Below are 17,806 nucleotides of genomic sequence, written 5' to 3'. Positions count from 1 at the left end.
TTTTGAGGGAGCTTTTAATGTGGAGTACATGGGACAAGCCCAGATTCAGGCTGGCCGGGAGCTGGTGGCATACCTCAAAGGCAAGTATGGCATCTCCCTGGTACAGCGCCACAAGGATGTTGGCAGCACGGACTGTCCGGGAGCACATTTCCCATTTGAGGAAATCTCCAATGGAACTATTAACAGCAAGCCGGTCACAACTGTGCCGGATAACACAACCACAGGAGGTAATGTATATATGTTTGGAGTACGCGAGATTGGTAACGGAGATTATGGCAACGATGTGCTGCTGGCTCAGGAAATACTGGGGAGCCGTGGATATTACACCGGAGAGCTGGACAAGGGATTTGGCCCGCTGATGGAGGATGCGACAAGGAGGTATCAGACTGACCGCAAGGGAGCCTGCGGCAAGGCTGATGGGATCATAGGCAAAAAGACCTGGCAGGATATGATTGCACTGTAAGCTCGACGTCGAGTTTAAAATATAAAAATAGCCCCGGCATAATCCGGGGCAAACAAAAGGGGGCCAGCCGTAGCCGGTCCCCAGGGATCACATTTTGCACAGTGTATGTGCGCGTGATTATAATAACATAGATATTAAAAATATGCAAGTGCAAATAATAAAATAGCTGACACCATTATGCAGATTGAGTGTACCGATATCCTCTGGGCCGCTCCTCAGGGTGTGTCCTATAATATAGGAAGAGAGCATAACGCACAGACATATTTCCTTTGGCTGACAAATTCGGGTCCCGCTCCAAAGCGGCCTGATAAAGCAGGTAAGCGTCGTGATTTTCAAAGGTTATATTATTCATACACAAATCACCTCTTTCAGTAAAAAAAACGAACAAACGTTTGCCTCTATGTATTAATTATACGAACATACATTCTGTTTGTCAAGGCGATTTAAACAAAAAGATAGGCCGGTAAAAAGTACCAGCCTATTGAACATATGTATTTGTATGTTGTTGTAATTTGGTCATCCAGTTCGGGCAGGTCACCCGCTGTCCGTCACAGTATTGTGTGAGAATGGGCTGTCTGACGCCAGGCCTGGAGAGATAATCAGCGAACAGCTCATCCACCACCCGGGAGATGCTGTCAAAGATATTCCTTCCGTTCATCCACTTGTGGTCAAAGGCAGTGGAGGAGGTGATGGTAAAGTCATAGCCTTTATTCCGGTACCACTCCGTGTAGACCCGGTTCAGGGTAAAGGACATAATAGCCAGCACATTGGCGCGGATCGTCTCTGTGGGCCATGTGGCGTAGATCTCACTGGATGCCACATTTTTAATGTAATCCCGGTAGCGCACATAGAAGTTCTGGGCAGTGGGGTCTGTGGGGGCGCCGTCATGTACCACCACAAATTCCGGCACGACCACCCGGCTCAGAACAATCTCCCCGGATTCGTCCATGGGTTTGATCTCGTCTTCGGGTATTTTTTCCGGGTATGTGCCGAACAGGGTGTGGGCCGGAATGACAATATTCTGAAAGGTGTTCTCCGGCGTCTGGGCCTGGAGCCTTGCGGTCTGCAGGGCAGTGACCTCAGGCAGGATCTCCGCGCCGGAAATGTCCAGCGGCTCGAAATCCTCGGCTTCAATGTGGAAGGTGTATTCTGCGTAGGGCTGGTACTCAGAAGGTTCCATACTGTATTCCAGGGGCGGAGCGGGAAGCGTGATCTCCGGTGTCAGTCCGTTGGCATCCGTTTTCAGCTCATCAATAACAGAGGATGGTTCTCCCGTGTAGAGAATATCTATTGTGGCGTTTTCAATGGGGGTATTCCTGATCGCGGAGAGCACGGAAATCCTCAGACGGCCTTCATCCGGGTGGTCTGTCTGCATGGCTTTTATGGGAAAATAGTTCATAGGTAAAACCTCATGGCAGTTCGTTGGTTTAGGATATGCAGGCAGCGAAAAAATGTGACGGAATGATTGACAGAAATCATACTTTGTGCTAAGATTCCTCATAACATATGAGGCTTTACGGACTGGAGGACAGCAAATCATGAAAAAGATGCAGCGTGTTTGTTATGGTATTGCATTTTTTCTTTGTGTACTGTGCTTCTTTTTTATTTTTTCCCAGAGGCAGGAGAACAGGGATGCAGGAACAGGATCGACAGACGTATCCGGTCAGATTGCCATCACCCGGACTGTCCATACAGAGCAGTCCGCCGGTCTTCAAAAAGAAGAGACATTTTCAAGTCTCTGTTTCGGAAAAAATAAGGGAGAGGAGGATCTTTTTCTCAGGCTCCTTCCTCTGTCTGCCCTTTTACTTTCCTGTGCCCTTGTTTTTCTGTTTTCCGGAGAGACAAAGGCTTCTGTCTATGCCTTTTTCAGGCGCAGCTTTCTGCTGAACCAATCCCCCATGGAACGGATTTTTATTGTCCAGTATAAGGACGGAAAGAAGAGAAGTTTCCCTTTTATCTGATCGCGTAAAATTAGAACAGAAAGCAGGGAAAACATGAAAAATAAAAAAATACATATATGGATAGCACTGGGAATCATTGCTGTCTTTCTTTTCATTGCCTTTTTCGGCTGTGGAGAAGACATCAAAGGCATCCGGAATATGCGGTTCGGCATTGACATCCGGGGCGGCGTGGAGGCTGTGTTTGAGCCGGTGGGCATCACGAAAAAGCCTACGGCAGACGAACTGGAATCTGCCAGAAACATCATGGAGGGACGTCTGGATGCAAAAAACATCCTGGACCGGGAAGTGACCGTGGAAAAAAAGAAGGGCAGAATCCTTGTCAGGTTTCCGTGGAAATCCGATGAAAAGGACTTTAATCCCGAGGAGGCCATTGCAGAGCTGGGAGAGACAGCAAAGCTGACCTTTCAGGATGAAGACCACAAAGTGCTGGTGGAGGGCCGGGATGTTGCCGGCAGCTCTGTGGTGCAGAGCCAGGATACCAGGGAGTATAAGGTGGAGCTTCACTTTGACAAGCGCGGCACGGAGAAGTTTGCAAAGGCCACAGAGGACAATCTGGGCAGGAATATCGGTATCTATATGGATGATACGCGGATTTCCAATCCGGTGGTGCAGCAGAAGATCGAAGGAGGAGAGGCTGTCATTAATGGCATGGGTTCCAGGGAAGAGGCCCAGGCGCTCTCCGACAAGATCAATGCCGGCGCGCTTCCGTTTTCCATGAAGACCAGTAATTACAATACCATCAGCCCCACACTGGGAAACCGGGCATTAACATCCATGGTGACAGCGGCGGCAGCGGCCATGGTTCTGGTATGCCTGTTCATGAGCTTTTACTACAGGCTGCCCGGCGTGCTGAGCTGTGTCACGCTGCTGTTTCAGATGGCACTGCAGGTGCTGGCTATCTCCGTTCCCCAGTATACCATCACACTTCCCGGAATTGCGGGGCTGATCCTCTCGGCAGGCATGGCAGTGGATGCCAATATTATCATAAGTGAGCGGATCAGTGAGGAGCTGATGCACGGGGCATCGGTAAAGGCAGCAGTCAGAAATGGATACCAGAGAGCATTTTCCTCTGTGCTGGACGGAAACATCACCACAGCGGCTGTGGCTGTCATCCTCATGATGTTCGGCTCGGGAACTATGCTGAGCTTTGGATATACCCTGTTTACCGGTGTTGTGATCAACCTGTTTGCGGGAGTGTGGATGTCCAGAACCATGCTCACCTCTGTGGTGCAGTATAAATTTTTCAAACGCCCGTCCATGTTCCGCAAAAAAAGGGAGAGAAAGATTCTGGACTTTTCGGGAAAACGCAGATGGATCTTCCTTTTTACCGCCTGTGTGCTCTTTGCAGGGTCCATACTGAGCGCGGCAAACGGTATGAAGCTGGATACACAGTTTACCGGAGGCGTTATCCTGAAATATACCTTTACAGGAAATGCGGATATGGAAAAGCTGAAGGAGAAGGTGGAAACCGTGCTGGAACGGCCTGCCAACATGCAGATCACCCGGGACCCGGCAAGCGGGCAGCAGAAACTGGCAGTGACGCTGGCCGGAAATAAGGGGCTTTCACCTAAGGAACAGCAGGAGGTGACAAAGACACTGAACGCGGAGGGAGGACAGGAGTATAAGCTCTCTGAAACGTATGCGGTGGAGCCTTATATCGGGGCAAAGGCGCTTAAAAATTCCGTCATTGCCATTGTACTTTCCGCTCTGTTTATCGTCATATATATAAGGATACGGTTTTCCTCCATGTCCGGGCTTGCGGCGGGGATCTCGGCTGTGGCGGCACTTCTGCACGATATCCTCATCGTGGTGTTTGTGTTCGGCGTGTGCAGGATTCCGGTGAATGATGCCTTTGTGGCCGTGACCCTGACCATTATCGGGTATTCTATCAATGACACCATTGTTCTCTATGACAGGATCCGGGAGAACCAAAAGGACAGGGAAAAAGGGGAGACGCTGGCAAAGCTGGTGGACAGAAGCATCACGGAGACGCTGGGGCGGTCTGTCAATACAGCCTTTACCGTTGTGGCCTGCGTGTTTATCATTTATCTGTTTTCTGTTTTTTACCATATTGAATCCATCCAGGTATTTTCTCTGCCGCTTCTGGCGGGGATGATCAGCGGATGTTACTCTTCCGTATGTATTGTAGGCCCTCTTTGGGTGTGCTGGGAAGAGCATAAGCAGAAAAAGAAGAAATAAAGGGAAAGGGTGTTTGAGATGAAGGATGCACAGAGAGAGACAGGGATACCCTTCAGTGCAGGTGCGGTTTTAATTTCTGTGGGAGTGGTCTACGGGGATATCGGGACTTCCCCCATGTATGTGATGAAATCCATCATAGAGGGAAACGGCGGGATCACCGGGACAGGGGAGGTCGTCATATACGGAGCGCTTTCCCTGGTCATCTGGACCATTATCCTGCTTACCACCGTCAAATACGTGCTGATAGCCATGCAGGCGGACAATCACAATGAGGGCGGTATCTTTGCCCTGTACAGCCTGGTGAAAAAATGCGGAAAATGGCTTGTATTTCCCGCCATGATAGGAGGGGCTGCGCTTCTGGCGGACGGAATCCTGACTCCCGCGGTGACGGTCACCACAGCCATTGAAGGTCTCAGAAGCATTCCGTGGGTTTACAAAGTGCTGGGAAATGATCAGGACAAAATCGTGGTCATAACCCTTGTGATCATCGCTGCCCTTTTTCTGATGCAGAAGGCAGGTACCAGCTCCATCGGAAGGGCCTTCGGTCCGGTTATGACCCTGTGGTTTCTCTTTCTGGCAGCAGCCGGATGCTTTCATATTATGGGGGACCCGGGAATCCTCCGGGCATTGAATCCTCTGTGGGCTGTGAAAATACTGGTAAGCCCGGATAACCGGATGGGACTTATGATTCTCGGAAGCGTATTTCTGGCTACTACAGGGGCGGAAGCGCTTTACTCGGATATGGGGCATGTGGGGCGGCAGAATATATATGCAAGCTGGCCTTTTGTTAAGATGTGCCTGATCTTAAATTATCTGGGACAGGGGGCCTGGCTGCTGAAAAACAGAAGCAGCGAGAGTCTGGGAGCCATTCCGGATATGAACCCGTTTTTTGAGATGCTGCCTGAGGAGATACGGCCCCTGGGTGTTGTACTGGGAACCATGGCCGCGGTCATTGCGTCACAGGCACTGGTGACAGGGTCTTTTACGCTGGTCTCAGAGGCCAGCAGACTGGATTTGATGCCTCATATGCAGATCGTGTACCCATCCATGATCAAGGGGCAGATCTTTATCCCACTGGTCAATCTGGTGCTGTGGATCTCCTGTTCTGTGCTGGTGCTTTATTTCAGGACCAGTGCCCATATGGAGGCGGCATACGGTCTGGCCATTACGCTCACTATGCTGATGACGACCCTGCTTTTGTTTGTTTACCTGAACAGGATCAGGAAAAAATACAGGAGTTCCCGGCTGTTTCTGTTATTTTTCGGAGGGCTGGAGGGGACATTTTTCCTTTCCAGTCTGAGCAAGTTTAAAAGGGGAGGCTATGTGGCGCTGTTTATCGCTGCGGTCCTTTTTGGGATTATGGTGGTGTGGTACAGGGGGACTGCCATAGAAAATTCCCAGGCAGTCTATCTGAAAGTCCGTGACTTTGTGGGACAGCTGGGCAGATTAAGGGCGGATACCGGCATACCCATCCAGACGGATAACCTTGTCTATATTACCAAGGAGACACAGGTGGAGGAACTGGACCGGGATATTCTGTATTCTGTTCTGGACCGTCCAAAGCGTGCCAGGGCCTACTGGTTTATCAACATCCAGGTCACGGACCAGCCGTATACCAGGGAGTATACGGTGGAGAATTTCGAAACGGATTATATTTTCAAGATTCAGCTCCGCCTGGGGTTCAAGGTGGACCAGAGGGTGAATGTGTATCTGCGGCAGATCGTGGAGGAGCTGATTGACAGCAATGAACTTCCCTCCCAGGAGCCGAAATACTCCATCTACGGGTCCGGGGAAGTGGGGAGCTTCCAGTTCTGCCTAATCCGGAAACTGCTCATACCGGAGAGCGATATTACACCGGCAGGGCGGGCGGCTGTCTCGCTGAAATATGCCATCCGCCGTGTGGCCGGCTCCTCCGCCAGATGGTACGGTCTGGAAAATTCTGCCCTGATCCTGGAATATGTTCCGCTGTTTATCAAGATGAAAAATCTGCGTCCTTTAAGGCGTGTCTGACCTGCAAAACACCGCCAAATGTGTGCAAACTGTCAAATTGTGCTGAAATGCTGAAAATAGTCATAAATAAGGTATGGATAGGCACTGCACTTTTCTACAAAATAGTAGAAAAGGAGTGAATGATATGAGTGAAGATATTAATGCACAATTAATGGAACTGGGGCTCAATATAGCCTATTACAGAAAACTGAAAGGAATCACGCAGGCACAGCTTGCCCAGATGGTGGGCATAAGCAGAACACATATCAGCAATATTGAGGCGCCGAAAATGCCCACACAGATTTCCGTGGAAACCCTGCTGAAAGTGGCTGACGCGCTGGAGATCAAGACCTGGAAACTGTTTGCTTTCCGCAGTGAGATAAATATATTATAAAGGGAAGGCAAAAATCCTTTTTTGTTGTTGAAAAATACCATTGGAAGCGCTAAAATAGGAATCAGATAAGAGACAGAAAGGATAAAGAATTTATGAAACGTTCAGAAATCAATGCAGCGCTGAAAGAGATGGAGGAGATGGTCAACAAGTGCTGTTTCAAACTTCCGCCATTCTGCCATTTTACACCGGAAGACTGGAAGGAAAAAGGCAGCGAGTACGACGAGATTCGTGATAATATGCTGGGCTGGGACATTACCGATTACGGCCTGGGCAGGTTTGATGAGGTGGGATTCTCCCTCATTACCTTAAGAAACGGCAACCTGAAAATGGATAAGTATACAAAGACCTATGCGGAGAAACTGCTGTACATAAAAGAGGAACAGATGGCGCCCATGCATTTCCACTGGAACAAGATGGAGGATATTATCAACAGAGGGGGCGGCAACGTTCTGATCCGTGTATACAACTCCACAGAGGACGGCCGGTTCGCTGACACGGATGTGACAGTCAACTGTGACGGCAGGGAGTTTACCGTGCCGGCAGGTACCCAGGTGAAGCTGCAGCCGGGTGAGAGCATCACCGTTTATCCGTATATGTATCATGATTTTGAGCTGGAGCCGGGCACAGGACCGGTGCTGTTAGGCGAAGTTTCCATGTGCAATGACGATGAAAATGACAACCGTTTTTATGAGCCTATCGGCAGATTTCCTGAGATAGAGGAGGACGAGGCACCGTACCGTCTGCTCTGTACAGAATATCCCAAGGCAAAATAAATGCTCGAGGAGAATTGAGACAAAGAGCTGTCAGGCCAGAGAGAAAAATTCTTTCTGGCTGGACAGCTTTTGTTCGTGAAACCCCAAATATACCACCTGCCGGTGCTGAAGTGTACAAGGTTCAGATACGCTCTTGGGGAAGTACCGGTAAGAGAAAACATGGAGGATTTTTACATATGGCAAAGTACATGATGGCCCTGGACGCAGGAACGACAAGCAACCGGTGTATTCTTTTCAACGAAAAGGGTGAGATGATTAGTGTGGCCCAGAAAGAGTTCACACAGTATTTTCCAAAGCCCGGCTGGGTGGAGCACGATGCAAATGAGATCTGGTCCACACAGCTCGGCGTGGCTGTGGAAGCCATGCAGAAGGTGGGCGTGGAGGCAAAGGATATTGCAGGTATCGGCATCACAAACCAGAGGGAGACAGCGATCGTCTGGGATAAAAATACAGGCGAGCCGGTATACCATGCCATTGTGTGGCAGTGCAGAAGGACCTCGGAATACTGTGATTCCCTGAAGGATAAGGGGCTTACAGAGGTTTTCAGGGAGAAGACAGGCCTGATCATTGACGCCTATTTTTCAGGTACCAAGGTTAAATGGATTCTGGACCATGTGGATGGCGCCAGAGAGCGGGCCGAGAGAGGCGAGCTGCTCTTTGGAACAGTGGAGACCTGGCTGATCTGGAAGATGACAAAGGGTGCGGTCCATGTGACGGATTATTCCAATGCGTCCAGAACCCTTCTGTATAATATCAACAAACTGGAGTGGGATGAGGAGATTTTAAAGGAGCTGGATATTCCCAGGTGCATGCTGCCTGAGGTGAAGCCTTCCAGTTGTGTCTACGGTATGGCGGATGCAAGCTTTTTCGGCGGGGAGATTCCCATAGCCGGAGCGGCGGGAGACCAGCAGTCCGCGCTGTTTGGACAGACCTGTTTTTTGGAAGGAGAGGCAAAGAATACGTATGGAACAGGTTGTTTTCTGCTGATGAATACAGGGGAGAAGCCTGTATTTTCCAAAAACGGGCTTGTGACCACCATTGCCTGGGGATTGGACGGAAAGGTGAATTATGCCCTGGAGGGCTCTGTCTTCGTGGCAGGCGCGGCGATCCAGTGGCTTCGCGACGAGCTGCGTATCATTGACAGCGCAGAGGACTCTGAGTACATGGCAAGGAAGGTGAAGGATACCCATGGCTGTTATGTGGTTCCTGCGTTTACAGGGCTGGGAGCGCCTTACTGGGATCAGTATGCAAGAGGAATCATTGTGGGTCTTACAAGAGGAGTGAACAAATATCATATTATCCGCGCCACACTGGAATCCCTGGCTTATCAGGTGCATGATGTGGTGCGGGCAATGGAGGCGGATTCCGGCATTCCTCTGGCCTCCCTGAAGGTGGACGGCGGTGCCAGCGCCAACAATTTCCTTATGCAGACACAGGCGGATATGGTACAGGTTCCGGTAAAGAGGCCCCAGTGTGTGGAGACTACAGCCATGGGCGCGGCGTATCTGGCCGGACTGGCTGTGGGGTATTGGAAGGATAAGAATGAGATTGTAAAGAACTGGGAGATTGAGAGGACTTTTGAGCCGGTTATCTCCATGGAAGAGCGGAATAAGAAGATGAAGGGCTGGGAAAGGGCCGTGAAATGTTCTTACGGATGGGCAAAAGAGGAGTAACAGGGGTACTATTCACAGCCAATGTCCCGGGAGGTGTTTTCCCCAAGGGGATGCTGCGCGATGCGAAGCAAAATCCCGAGGCAGCCAGCGCCATATGGAGCGGAATGCTCCATATCTGTGCATCGCGAAGCGTGTTGCTGGACACGCAGTGAACAGTAACGTAACAGGATAAGGCAGAAGTCCCCGGATGACGGGGATTTTTGCTGTAAAGGAAAGGGAGCGGAAGATGAACAGAGATTTGATGAAAAAAATGGGAAGTATGCAGCAAATGGCATATGTGAGAAAGGTGACTTTTGAGGAGGGTGCAGCAGCAGGCCTTCGTGCTTATGAGGTGAAGGCAGGGGAACTGGCTTTTACCGTGGCTGCGGATAAGTGCCTGGATATTGTGGAGATGTCCTATAAAGGGGTGAATCTTAATTTCCTCAGCAAGCCGGGGCTTATGAACGGGCAGAGGTTTGACAGTAATGGATTTGAGGCGCAGAAAAGTATCATGGGGGGCATGTTTTTTACCTGTGGTACCAGTAATGTGGGAAGACCGGATCTGAACCCGGACGCACCGCTTCCCATGCATGGGTATCTGCGTTCTACCCCGGCGGAGCATGTGTGTGCCGACGCTTTTTGGGACGGGGATGTGTACCGGATCATGATTTCGGGGGAGATGCGGCAGGCTGCGCTGTTCGGGGAGAATATCGTGCTGAGGCGGACGATTTCTGCCGAGCTTGGTAGCAGTGAGGTGAAGATCCATGATGAGTATGTGAATGAAGGGTATGGGGATGAGCCTTTCATGCTGTTGTATCATTGTAATGTGGGATATCCGCTGCTGGATGCGGGGAGTGTGATCGAGGTGCCGGCTGTGGAAACGGTGCTGAAGGGGGAGGATAAGGAGACAGAGCGTCCGTGGAACCTTGTGGGGGAAGCGGTGGATCTGCTGCCGGAGGAAGTGTTTTATCATAAGATTCGTTTTGATGAGGACGGCAAGGCGCGTGTGCGGGTGAAAAATCCTGCGCTTGGAATGGGGATATGTGTGGAGTTTTCAGGAGAGGAGCTGCCGAATTTTACGCAGTGGAAGTCCATGGCATCAGGGGATTATGTTGTAGGACTGGAGCCTTGTAATTGTCATGTGGACGGGCAGAAATGGGAAGAGGAGAATGGGACGCTTCGGAGGATATTGGCTGGGGAGAAGAAGGTGGTGGAACTGGGAATTAGGGTGGAATAGCGGGGGAAATGGCGGACGGCACAGGAGAGCGGATGCGGAAGGGGCCGGCAGGTGGGTTCCCCCGGAAAGCTGCCGCCGTCAGCAAGTCTTACTAAGAAAAAAATGGAGCGCCGGACAAGGCACCGGGCAGAACCGCCTTCCAGCCCTGATGGCTGAAAGGCTCAACTGCCCTGACCATTTGGATGGTAATCCAAATGGTCTCCTTGCCCGGCACTCCATTTTTTCCTAAGTAAGACTAAGCTTCCTCTGGAACACCTTTCCGGGGGAACCCACCTGCCGGCCCCTTCCACATCCGCTCTCCTGCGCCTGGTTATTTATGGCGGGGACTTGTGAGAGGATGGCGGGAATTTGAGATGTGTGTGGGGAGGCTTTGTGAAATGAAATAATGATGATGTTAATGTATGGTAGGTTAAAGAAAAAGGTGGAATATTAAGGAATGCCTATAATTTTAAGATGTTGAATTGAAATAGTAGGTAAAGTAAGAAGAAAATCTGGCCAGAAACTTAAGGGATACCTATAATTTTAAGATGTTGGATTGAAATATAGGTAAAGCAGGAAGAAAAATTGGTCAGAAACTTAAGAAATACCTATAATTTTAAGATGTTGAATTGAAATATAGGTAAAGCAGGAAGAAAAGTTGGTTAGAAACTTAAGAAATACCTATAATCCTAAGATGTTAGATATGAATAGCAGGTAAAGCAGGAAGAAAAGTTGGACAGAAACTTAAGAAATACCTATAATTCTAAGATGTTAGATATGAATAGCAGGTAAAGCAGGAAGAAAAGTTGGACAGAAACTTAAGAAATACCTATAATTCTAAAATGATAGAAATGAATAGTAGGTAAAACAGGAAGAGAATCGGGTCAGAATCTCCAGAAATGCCTATAATTCTAAGATATTGGAAGGGAATAGCAGGTAATCTCTTATAGGGCAAGACAGACTCACTGGAAGGGCCGGGGTTTTCTGGAGTTTCTGTGATAAGCGGGTGATGATGAAGTGAAAGTATGGATGAGGGTTGCTTTTGGCGGGGGATTGTGTTAAGACGATAGTAGCCGGAAAGCTGAGATGGTTTGTGAAGGAAAAGAGAAATAGAGATGAAGTTGAGAAAGGAGGATGTTTGGGTTATGAGAGATGAGGATGTGAATGGAGTTGGGGAGACAGAAAGGGCAGGGGAGATGTTTGTCGAGAGGCAGAGGATGTTTGGGGAGTGTCATGCGCATGTGTTTATGGATGGAGTAAATTACAAAGAGGCTGTGAAGAGGCATTTGAATGGGGTGGATGAAGGGGTGATCCGGAGGCATTTTGATATGTATCGGGAGAAGGGGATTGCGTTTGTGAGGGATGGAGGGGACTATCTGGGGGTCTCGGAAAGGGCAAGGGAGATTGCGCCGGAGTATGGGATTGATTACCGGACGCCGATTTTTGCCATACACAGGAAAGGGTGTTACGGGGGAATTGTGGGGAAGGGATTTGAAAATATGAGGGAGTATGCGGAGCTTGTGAGGGAGGTTAAAGCACGCAGGGGGGATTTTATTAAGATCATGACTACGGGAATCATGGATTTTGATACGGATGGGGGAATTACGGGGGAGGCGCTTCCTTTTGAGGAAGTGAAGGAGATGGTGCATATTGCACATGAAGAGGGGTTTGCGGTGATGTGTCATACGAATGGGGCCGGGCCTGTGGCCGATTTGGTGAGGGCCGGGGCGGACAGCGTGGAGCATGGGAATTATGTTTCGGAGGAGACACTGCAGATGATGGCGGAATCGGATATTGTCTGGGTGCCTACGATCACTGTGGTGGCAAATATGTTTGGGTGCGAAAGGTTTTCGGATGAACTGCTGCATGGGATTTATGAGAAGGGGAAGAATAATATCAGAAGGGGATTTGAATTGGGAGTACATATGGCACTGGGCAGCGACGCAGGCGCCTATCTGGTTCCGCATGGGCAGGGACTGCTGGATGAATGGCGCTGTTTTCGGGAATGTGTGGAAGATGAAAGTGTCTTAAAAGAGCGTATTTTTGAGGGAGAGGAAAAAATTAGAAAAAAATTTTAGAAAAAAATTCAGATTTTTTTAGCAAAAGGTATTGACGAACACGAAATTTGGTGATATACTTTCACTTGTCGTTCGGAAGTGATAACAAAGAGCGACAGAGAAAAGCGGGAGTGCTGGAACTGGCAGACAGGCTAGACTAAGGATCTAGTGGTCGCAAGATCGTGTGGGTTCAAGTCCCATCTCCCGCATTTATAAATCCGAATTTGATTCCGAGAGGAAACAGATTCGGATTTTTGTTATTCCGGTGAAAAGTTATTCAGAATCAACAGATCCTTTGCAGGACAGCAGAAGACATTCGGGACAGGTACGTGAAGGGGCAGGGAATACAGCGGCGGTATCATGGGAGATGCCGCTGTTTTTGAATGACAGCATGTAGATGAAGTGACAGAGTAATAAGGCACAGGATAGAAAAGGTACAGGATGGCAAAATACAGAACGCTAAGTGTACAGAAAGCGAAAGGCACAGAACGCTAAGGGAACAGAAAGCAAAAGGTACAGAACGCTAAGGGCACAGAAAACGAAAAGCACAGAAAGCGAAGGGCACAGAACACTAAAGGTACAGAACACTAAAGGTACAGAAAACTAAAGCAGCAGAAAGTAAAAGAGGCATCGACTTATGGAAGAAAAGTATTATGAAGCTCAGGTATTTAAAGATTTAAAAATAAGCGATGAAATTTTTGAGGGTTATAAGTTTACAGACTGTGAATTTGAAAACTGTGTCTTTGAGTCTTGCAGGCTCCTCAGCTGTTCTTTTTCAGGCTGCAGTTTTATAAAGTGTACAGTGATGAGCCTGGAGGCGGAGGCTCATTCCCGGATACAGTATGTGGAATTTGACAGGTGTAATCTAATTGGTGTGCACTGGGAAGAGCTGATGCCGGACGGTGCATTTGCGGAGCCGATAAAGGGATTTTACGGCTGTCGGTTGAAGTATAATACATTTTCGGAGATGAATCTGAAAAAGTTTGATTTTACAGGAAATGAGATTTCAGATTCCATGTTCGTGGACTGCCGGCTTCAGGAAAGCAGAATGAAGGGCTGTAAGCTTGAGGGAACAGAATTTTTTAAATGTGACCTGAGAAAAGCGGACTTGCGGGGAACTGCCGGGTATCAGATGGATATCCGGTCATGTAAACTAAACGGAGCCAGGTTCTCTTTTCCGGAAGTGGTGAATCTGCTGAACGGATTGGAAATTGAGATAGAGTATTGATAAAGAGAAAACGGAGGAAATTATATGCTGACAATAGGATGTCATTTATCCTCAGCCAAAGGATACGAGGCCATGGGGAAAGAAGCGGTTAAGATACAGGCAAACACCTTTCAGTTTTTTACCAGAAACCCCAGAGGCGGTAAGGCGAAGGAGATAAAGGAGGAGGATGTGGAAAAGTTTTTGAAGCTTGCACAGGAGCAGGATTTTCCCTGTATTCTTGCCCACGCGCCTTATACTCTGAATGGCTGTTCCGCGGATGAGGGAATCCGGGAGTTTGCCAAAAACACCATGGCGGATGATTTAAAGAGAATGGAATACACGCCGGGAAACTGTTACAATTTTCATCCGGGCAGCCATGTGAAGCAGGGGGTAGAGATTGGGATCACCTATATAGCCGGGATGCTGAATGAGATTCTTTCAAAGGAACAGCGGACCACAGTGCTGCTTGAAACCATGGCCGGAAAGGGCAGTGAGGTGGGCAGGACCTTTGAGGAGTTAAGAGAGATCCTGGACCGGGTGGAGCTTCAGGAGAAAATGGGAGTGTGTCTGGATACCTGCCATGTGTATGACGGCGGATACGATATTGTGGGGGACCTGGACGGTGTCCTGACAGAGTTTGACCGAGTGATAGGACTTGACAGGCTGAAGGCGGTACATTTGAATGACAGTATGTTCGGGTTTGGGAGCCATAAGGACAGACATGCCAAAATCGGAGAGGGAAAGATTGGATTTGAGGCCATGAAGCGGATCATCAATCACCCGAGTTTGAGAAAACTGCCCTTTTATCTGGAGACACCCAACGACCTGGAGGGATACGCAAGGGAGATCGCCATGCTGAAAGAGGCATATATGGAGTAGAATTACGGGAGATATGCACGAATTTCCCGGCAGAGGAAAAAGATTGGCCGCTCTGCCGGGAAATTTTTGCTGTTTATGAGGGAATGTGCGGGGAAAGAAAAAAATTGCGAAATTTTTGCCAAAGAAAAAGGAAATCCCTGTTTTATGCGTAATAATATATATGAGAAAGTTTTTTTACTGGCTTTGCTTTTGAAGAGAGAAGGTGAGCTGCCGAATGAATATCCGTGAGGAAATGGAACAAAGGGAGATGGAACTGTTAAGTCCTTATGCTGCCCACAGCAGGGACAGCAGGGGCAGGGACCGTTATGAGGAGGAGTGTGATATCCGGACGGTCTACCAGCGGGACCGGGACAGGATCCTGCACTGTAAGTCTTTTCGGAGACTGAAGGATAAGACCCAGGTCTTTCTGGCGCCTCAGGGGGATCACTACAGGAACCGTCTGACCCATACCCTGGAAGTTTCCCAGACTGCCAGAACCATTGCGAAGGCCCTGAGGCTGAATGATGATCTGGTTGAGGCCATTGCTCTGGGGCATGATCTGGGGCATACGCCCTTCGGACATGCGGGGGAGAGAGCCCTTGACAGGGTCTGCCCTCTTGGATTTGCCCATTACAGGCAGAGCATTCGAGTGGTGGAGTGTCTGGAGAAGAACGGCGAGGGACTCAATCTTACCTGGGAGGTGCGGGACGGAATCCTGAACCACAGGACCAGCGGTTCTCCCCATACCCTGGAGGGACAGATCGTACGGCTCTGCGACAAGATATCCTATATCCATCACGATATGGATGATGCCCAGCGGGCAGGGGTCATCACAGAAGATGATATTCCCATTACCCTGCGCCTTTTACTGGGTGAGAACACAAAAGAACGGCTTAACACCTTTATTCATGATATTGTGGACAACAGCAGAGGGAAAGATACCATACGCATGTCCCCTGAGATTGAGGAGGGACTGCGTGACCTTCGGAACATTATGTTCCAGAATGTCTATCTGAATCCCGTTGCGAAAGAGGAAGAGGAAAAGGCGGAGAACCTGGTGGAAGCCCTGTACGGCTACTACAGCACCAAGCCGGATCAGATGTCCGAGGAGTATAAACGGCTGCTTAGGGACGGTGAGGAGATGAACCGGGTTGTCTGTGACTATATTTCCGGTATGACGGATCAATATTCCATGGAAAAATTCAGGGATATTTTTGTTCCGAAAGGATGGAGTGTTTACTAGATGTTTTATTCCGATGACATAATTGAAGAAGTCCGCATGAAAAATGACATTGTGGATGTCATTTCCGGTTATGTGCGGCTGCAGAAAAAGGGCAGTTCCTACTTTGGCCTGTGCCCTTTCCACAATGAAAAATCACCCTCCTTTTCCGTAAGCCCCGGCAAGCAGATGTATTACTGCTTCGGGTGCGGGGCAGGGGGAAATGTGTTCACCTTTATAATGGAGTATGAGAATTTCACCTTCATAGAGGCTGTGAAATACCTGGCTGAGCGGGCAGGGGTAAAACTGCCGGAGGGAGAGTATTCCAAAGAACAGAGGGCTGCCGCGGATTTGAAGACGGTTCTTCTGGAGGTGAACAAAAAAGCAGCCTCCTACTACTATTATCAATTAAAGCAGGAGAGCGGCAGGCAGGCTTATGAGTATCTGAAAAACAGGGAATTGTCGGATGAGACCATTAAGAGTTTCGGGCTTGGCTATTCCAGCAAATATTCGGACAGCCTGTACCGGTATCTGAAAGGAAAAGGCTATTCCGATGCCATTTTAAAAGAGTCCGGCCTGTTCTCCGCGGATGAGAGATATGGAATGCATGACAAGTTCTGGAACCGTGTCATGTTTCCCATTATGGATGTAAATAACCGGGTGATCGGTTTCGGCGGCCGCGTCATGGGCGACGCCAAGCCCAAATATCTGAACTCACCGGAGACGAAGATCTTTGACAAGAGCCGAAACCTGTACGGGCTTAACATTGCCAGAAAATCCAGGAAGAACTATCTGATCGTCTGTGAGGGATATATGGATGTGATCTCCATGCACCAGGCAGGCTTTACCAATGCAGTGGCGTCCCTGGGAACGGCTCTTACAAGCGGACATGCCAGCCTTATGAGCCGCTACACCAAGGAAGTGCTTCTCACCTATGACAGTGATGAGGCCGGGCAGAAAGCCGCACTCAGGGGAATTCCCATTCTCAGGGAGGCAGGCATCAAGCCCAGAGTGGTAAATCTGGCGCCTTACAAGGACCCGGATGAATTTATCAAGGCTGAGGGACAGGAGGCTTTTGAAAAACGGCTTTCTGAGGCTATGAACTATTTTCTGTTTGAGGTACAGGTCATGGAACGGCAGTATAATCTGGCGGACCCTGAGGACAAAACAGAATTTTACAGAGCAATTGCAAAAAAACTGCTGGAATTTCCGGAGGAACTTGAGCGTAACAATTACATGGAGAGTATTTCCCGGAAATACCAGATACGTTATGAAGACCTGCGGCGCATGGTGAATAACCTGGCCCTGTCAGGCACGGGCATCTCGGCAAAACCGAAGGCCCCTGCAAAAGAGCGGAAACGGGAGAAGAAAGAGGACGGCAGAGACGCTTCCCAGAAGCTGATGCTGACCTGGCTTACCTCCTATCCGAAAATGTTTGACACCATTGAGGGCTATATAGGCCCGGATGATTTTACAACGCCCCTGTTTCACCAGGTGGCAGAACTTTTATTTGAACAGCACGAACAAGGGGAGGTCAATCCGGCTAAGCTTTTGAACCGGTTCACTGACAGCGAAGAACAAAAGGAAGTTACATCCTTATTTCACGCAACCCTGCATCTGGAAAATGACCAGGAGCGCAGGCGCGCTCTTCGGGAAACCGTCTGCAGGATGAAACGGGACAGCATTGCGCACCAGAGCCAGTCTCTGGCGCCGACGGACATTGCAGGCCTGCAGAGACTTGTAGAGGCAAAAAAACATCTGGAAGAAATTGAAAGTGGAAAGGTAACACTGCATATTTCTTTTGATTGAGGCAAAGAT

14 protein-coding genes and 1 tRNA gene are annotated in these 17,806 nt (G+C 49.1%); 14 read left to right on the top strand and 1 reads right to left on the bottom strand.

What is annotated here, in order from left to right; translation table 11 throughout:
* The coding region (locus V8Q34_RS18490) for a peptidoglycan recognition protein family protein (protein ID WP_335836065.1) at positions 1-463 on the top strand (463 nt) is incomplete at its 5' end.
* A 478-nt stretch (positions 464-941) separates the two neighbouring features.
* Here the strand turns inward: V8Q34_RS18490 and V8Q34_RS18485 are convergent.
* Positions 942-1,862, bottom strand: a complete 921-nt coding sequence (locus tag V8Q34_RS18485; protein WP_335836064.1) for a carboxypeptidase regulatory-like domain-containing protein — start codon at positions 1,860-1,862, stop codon at positions 942-944.
* Positions 1,863-2,001: 139 nt separating this feature from the next.
* On the opposite strand from V8Q34_RS18485, the gene V8Q34_RS18480 reads away from it, so the two are divergent.
* The 13 genes from V8Q34_RS18480 (at position 2,002) to dnaG (ending at position 17,797) form a co-directional block, all read left to right on the top strand.
* A complete protein-coding gene (locus tag V8Q34_RS18480) occupies positions 2,002-2,424 on the top strand; it encodes a hypothetical protein (RefSeq protein ID WP_256139468.1) in 423 nt (140 codons plus the stop codon).
* A gap of 33 nt (positions 2,425-2,457) precedes the next feature.
* A complete protein-coding gene (gene secF / locus V8Q34_RS18475; RefSeq protein ID WP_335836063.1) occupies positions 2,458-4,623 on the top strand; it encodes a protein translocase subunit SecF in 2,166 nt (721 codons plus the stop codon).
* Between the two features lie 18 nt (positions 4,624-4,641).
* Positions 4,642-6,633, top strand: a complete 1,992-nt coding sequence (locus tag V8Q34_RS18470; protein ID WP_148393546.1) for a KUP/HAK/KT family potassium transporter — start codon at positions 4,642-4,644, stop codon at positions 6,631-6,633.
* Positions 6,634-6,757: 124 nt separating this feature from the next.
* Positions 6,758-7,006 carry a helix-turn-helix domain-containing protein gene (locus V8Q34_RS18465; RefSeq protein WP_033143414.1) on the top strand — a complete coding sequence of 83 codons (249 nt, stop codon included), beginning with the start codon at positions 6,758-6,760 and terminating at the stop codon, positions 7,004-7,006.
* Between the two features lie 92 nt (positions 7,007-7,098).
* Positions 7,099-7,779 carry a D-lyxose/D-mannose family sugar isomerase gene (locus tag V8Q34_RS18460; RefSeq protein WP_148393547.1) on the top strand — a complete coding sequence of 227 codons (681 nt, stop codon included), beginning with the start codon at positions 7,099-7,101 and terminating at the stop codon, positions 7,777-7,779.
* A 176-nt stretch (positions 7,780-7,955) separates the two neighbouring features.
* Complete coding sequence (gene glpK, locus V8Q34_RS18455; RefSeq protein ID WP_033143412.1) at positions 7,956-9,452, top strand: glycerol kinase GlpK; 1,497 nt, start codon at positions 7,956-7,958, stop codon at positions 9,450-9,452.
* A 226-nt stretch (positions 9,453-9,678) separates the two neighbouring features.
* Positions 9,679-10,668 carry an aldose 1-epimerase family protein gene (locus V8Q34_RS18450; protein WP_335836061.1) on the top strand — a complete coding sequence of 330 codons (990 nt, stop codon included), beginning with the start codon at positions 9,679-9,681 and terminating at the stop codon, positions 10,666-10,668.
* A gap of 1,094 nt (positions 10,669-11,762) precedes the next feature.
* Positions 11,763-12,725 (top strand): amidohydrolase family protein, encoded by a 963-nt coding sequence (locus V8Q34_RS18445; protein ID WP_335836060.1) that lies wholly within the window; start codon positions 11,763-11,765, stop codon positions 12,723-12,725.
* 104 nt (positions 12,726-12,829) lie between these two features.
* A tRNA-Leu gene (locus V8Q34_RS18440) sits at positions 12,830-12,913 on the top strand.
* Between the two features lie 428 nt (positions 12,914-13,341).
* Complete coding sequence (locus tag V8Q34_RS18435) at positions 13,342-13,932, top strand: pentapeptide repeat-containing protein (RefSeq protein ID WP_335836059.1); 591 nt, start codon at positions 13,342-13,344, stop codon at positions 13,930-13,932.
* A gap of 24 nt (positions 13,933-13,956) precedes the next feature.
* A complete protein-coding gene (locus tag V8Q34_RS18430) occupies positions 13,957-14,790 on the top strand; it encodes a deoxyribonuclease IV (protein WP_033143550.1) in 834 nt (277 codons plus the stop codon).
* 214 nt (positions 14,791-15,004) lie between these two features.
* Positions 15,005-16,012, top strand: coding sequence for a deoxyguanosinetriphosphate triphosphohydrolase (locus V8Q34_RS18425; RefSeq protein WP_033143551.1), 1,008 nt, complete (start codon positions 15,005-15,007; stop codon positions 16,010-16,012).
* The gene (dnaG, locus tag V8Q34_RS18420) at positions 16,013-17,797 is read left to right on the top strand and encodes a DNA primase (protein ID WP_033143552.1); all 1,785 of its coding nucleotides are present in this window, start codon (positions 16,013-16,015) and stop codon (positions 17,795-17,797) included. It begins immediately after the preceding gene.
* Positions 17,798-17,806 lie beyond the last annotated feature (9 nt).

Origin of the sequence: Blautia sp. JLR.GB0024, assembly GCF_037000545.1 — a bacterium.
GTDB classification, from domain to species: Bacteria; Bacillota; Clostridia; order Lachnospirales; family Lachnospiraceae; genus Blautia; species Blautia celeris.
The sequence above is the reverse complement of the archived record's forward strand: the minus strand, read 5'-3'. Positions and strand labels throughout refer to the sequence as shown.

What these genes read in the sequence shown, in the direction of transcription:
- V8Q34_RS18485 (WP_335836064.1), bottom strand. Translation starts at nt 1,862, where the DNA reads ATGAACTATTTTCCCATAAAAGCCATGCAGACAGACCACCCGGATGAA.
- V8Q34_RS18480 (WP_256139468.1), top strand. Translation starts at nt 2,002, where the DNA reads ATGAAAAAGATGCAGCGTGTTTGTTATGGTATTGCATTTTTTCTTTGT.
- secF (WP_335836063.1), top strand. Translation starts at nt 2,458, where the DNA reads ATGAAAAATAAAAAAATACATATATGGATAGCACTGGGAATCATTGCT.
- V8Q34_RS18470 (WP_148393546.1), top strand. Translation starts at nt 4,642, where the DNA reads ATGAAGGATGCACAGAGAGAGACAGGGATACCCTTCAGTGCAGGTGCG.
- V8Q34_RS18465 (WP_033143414.1), top strand. Translation starts at nt 6,758, where the DNA reads ATGAGTGAAGATATTAATGCACAATTAATGGAACTGGGGCTCAATATA.
- V8Q34_RS18460 (WP_148393547.1), top strand. Translation starts at nt 7,099, where the DNA reads ATGAAACGTTCAGAAATCAATGCAGCGCTGAAAGAGATGGAGGAGATG.
- glpK (WP_033143412.1), top strand. Translation starts at nt 7,956, where the DNA reads ATGGCAAAGTACATGATGGCCCTGGACGCAGGAACGACAAGCAACCGG.
- V8Q34_RS18450 (WP_335836061.1), top strand. Translation starts at nt 9,679, where the DNA reads ATGAACAGAGATTTGATGAAAAAAATGGGAAGTATGCAGCAAATGGCA.
- V8Q34_RS18445 (WP_335836060.1), top strand. Translation starts at nt 11,763, where the DNA reads ATGAAGTTGAGAAAGGAGGATGTTTGGGTTATGAGAGATGAGGATGTG.
- V8Q34_RS18435 (WP_335836059.1), top strand. Translation starts at nt 13,342, where the DNA reads ATGGAAGAAAAGTATTATGAAGCTCAGGTATTTAAAGATTTAAAAATA.
- V8Q34_RS18430 (WP_033143550.1), top strand. Translation starts at nt 13,957, where the DNA reads ATGCTGACAATAGGATGTCATTTATCCTCAGCCAAAGGATACGAGGCC.
- V8Q34_RS18425 (WP_033143551.1), top strand. Translation starts at nt 15,005, where the DNA reads ATGAATATCCGTGAGGAAATGGAACAAAGGGAGATGGAACTGTTAAGT.
- dnaG (WP_033143552.1), top strand. Translation starts at nt 16,013, where the DNA reads ATGTTTTATTCCGATGACATAATTGAAGAAGTCCGCATGAAAAATGAC.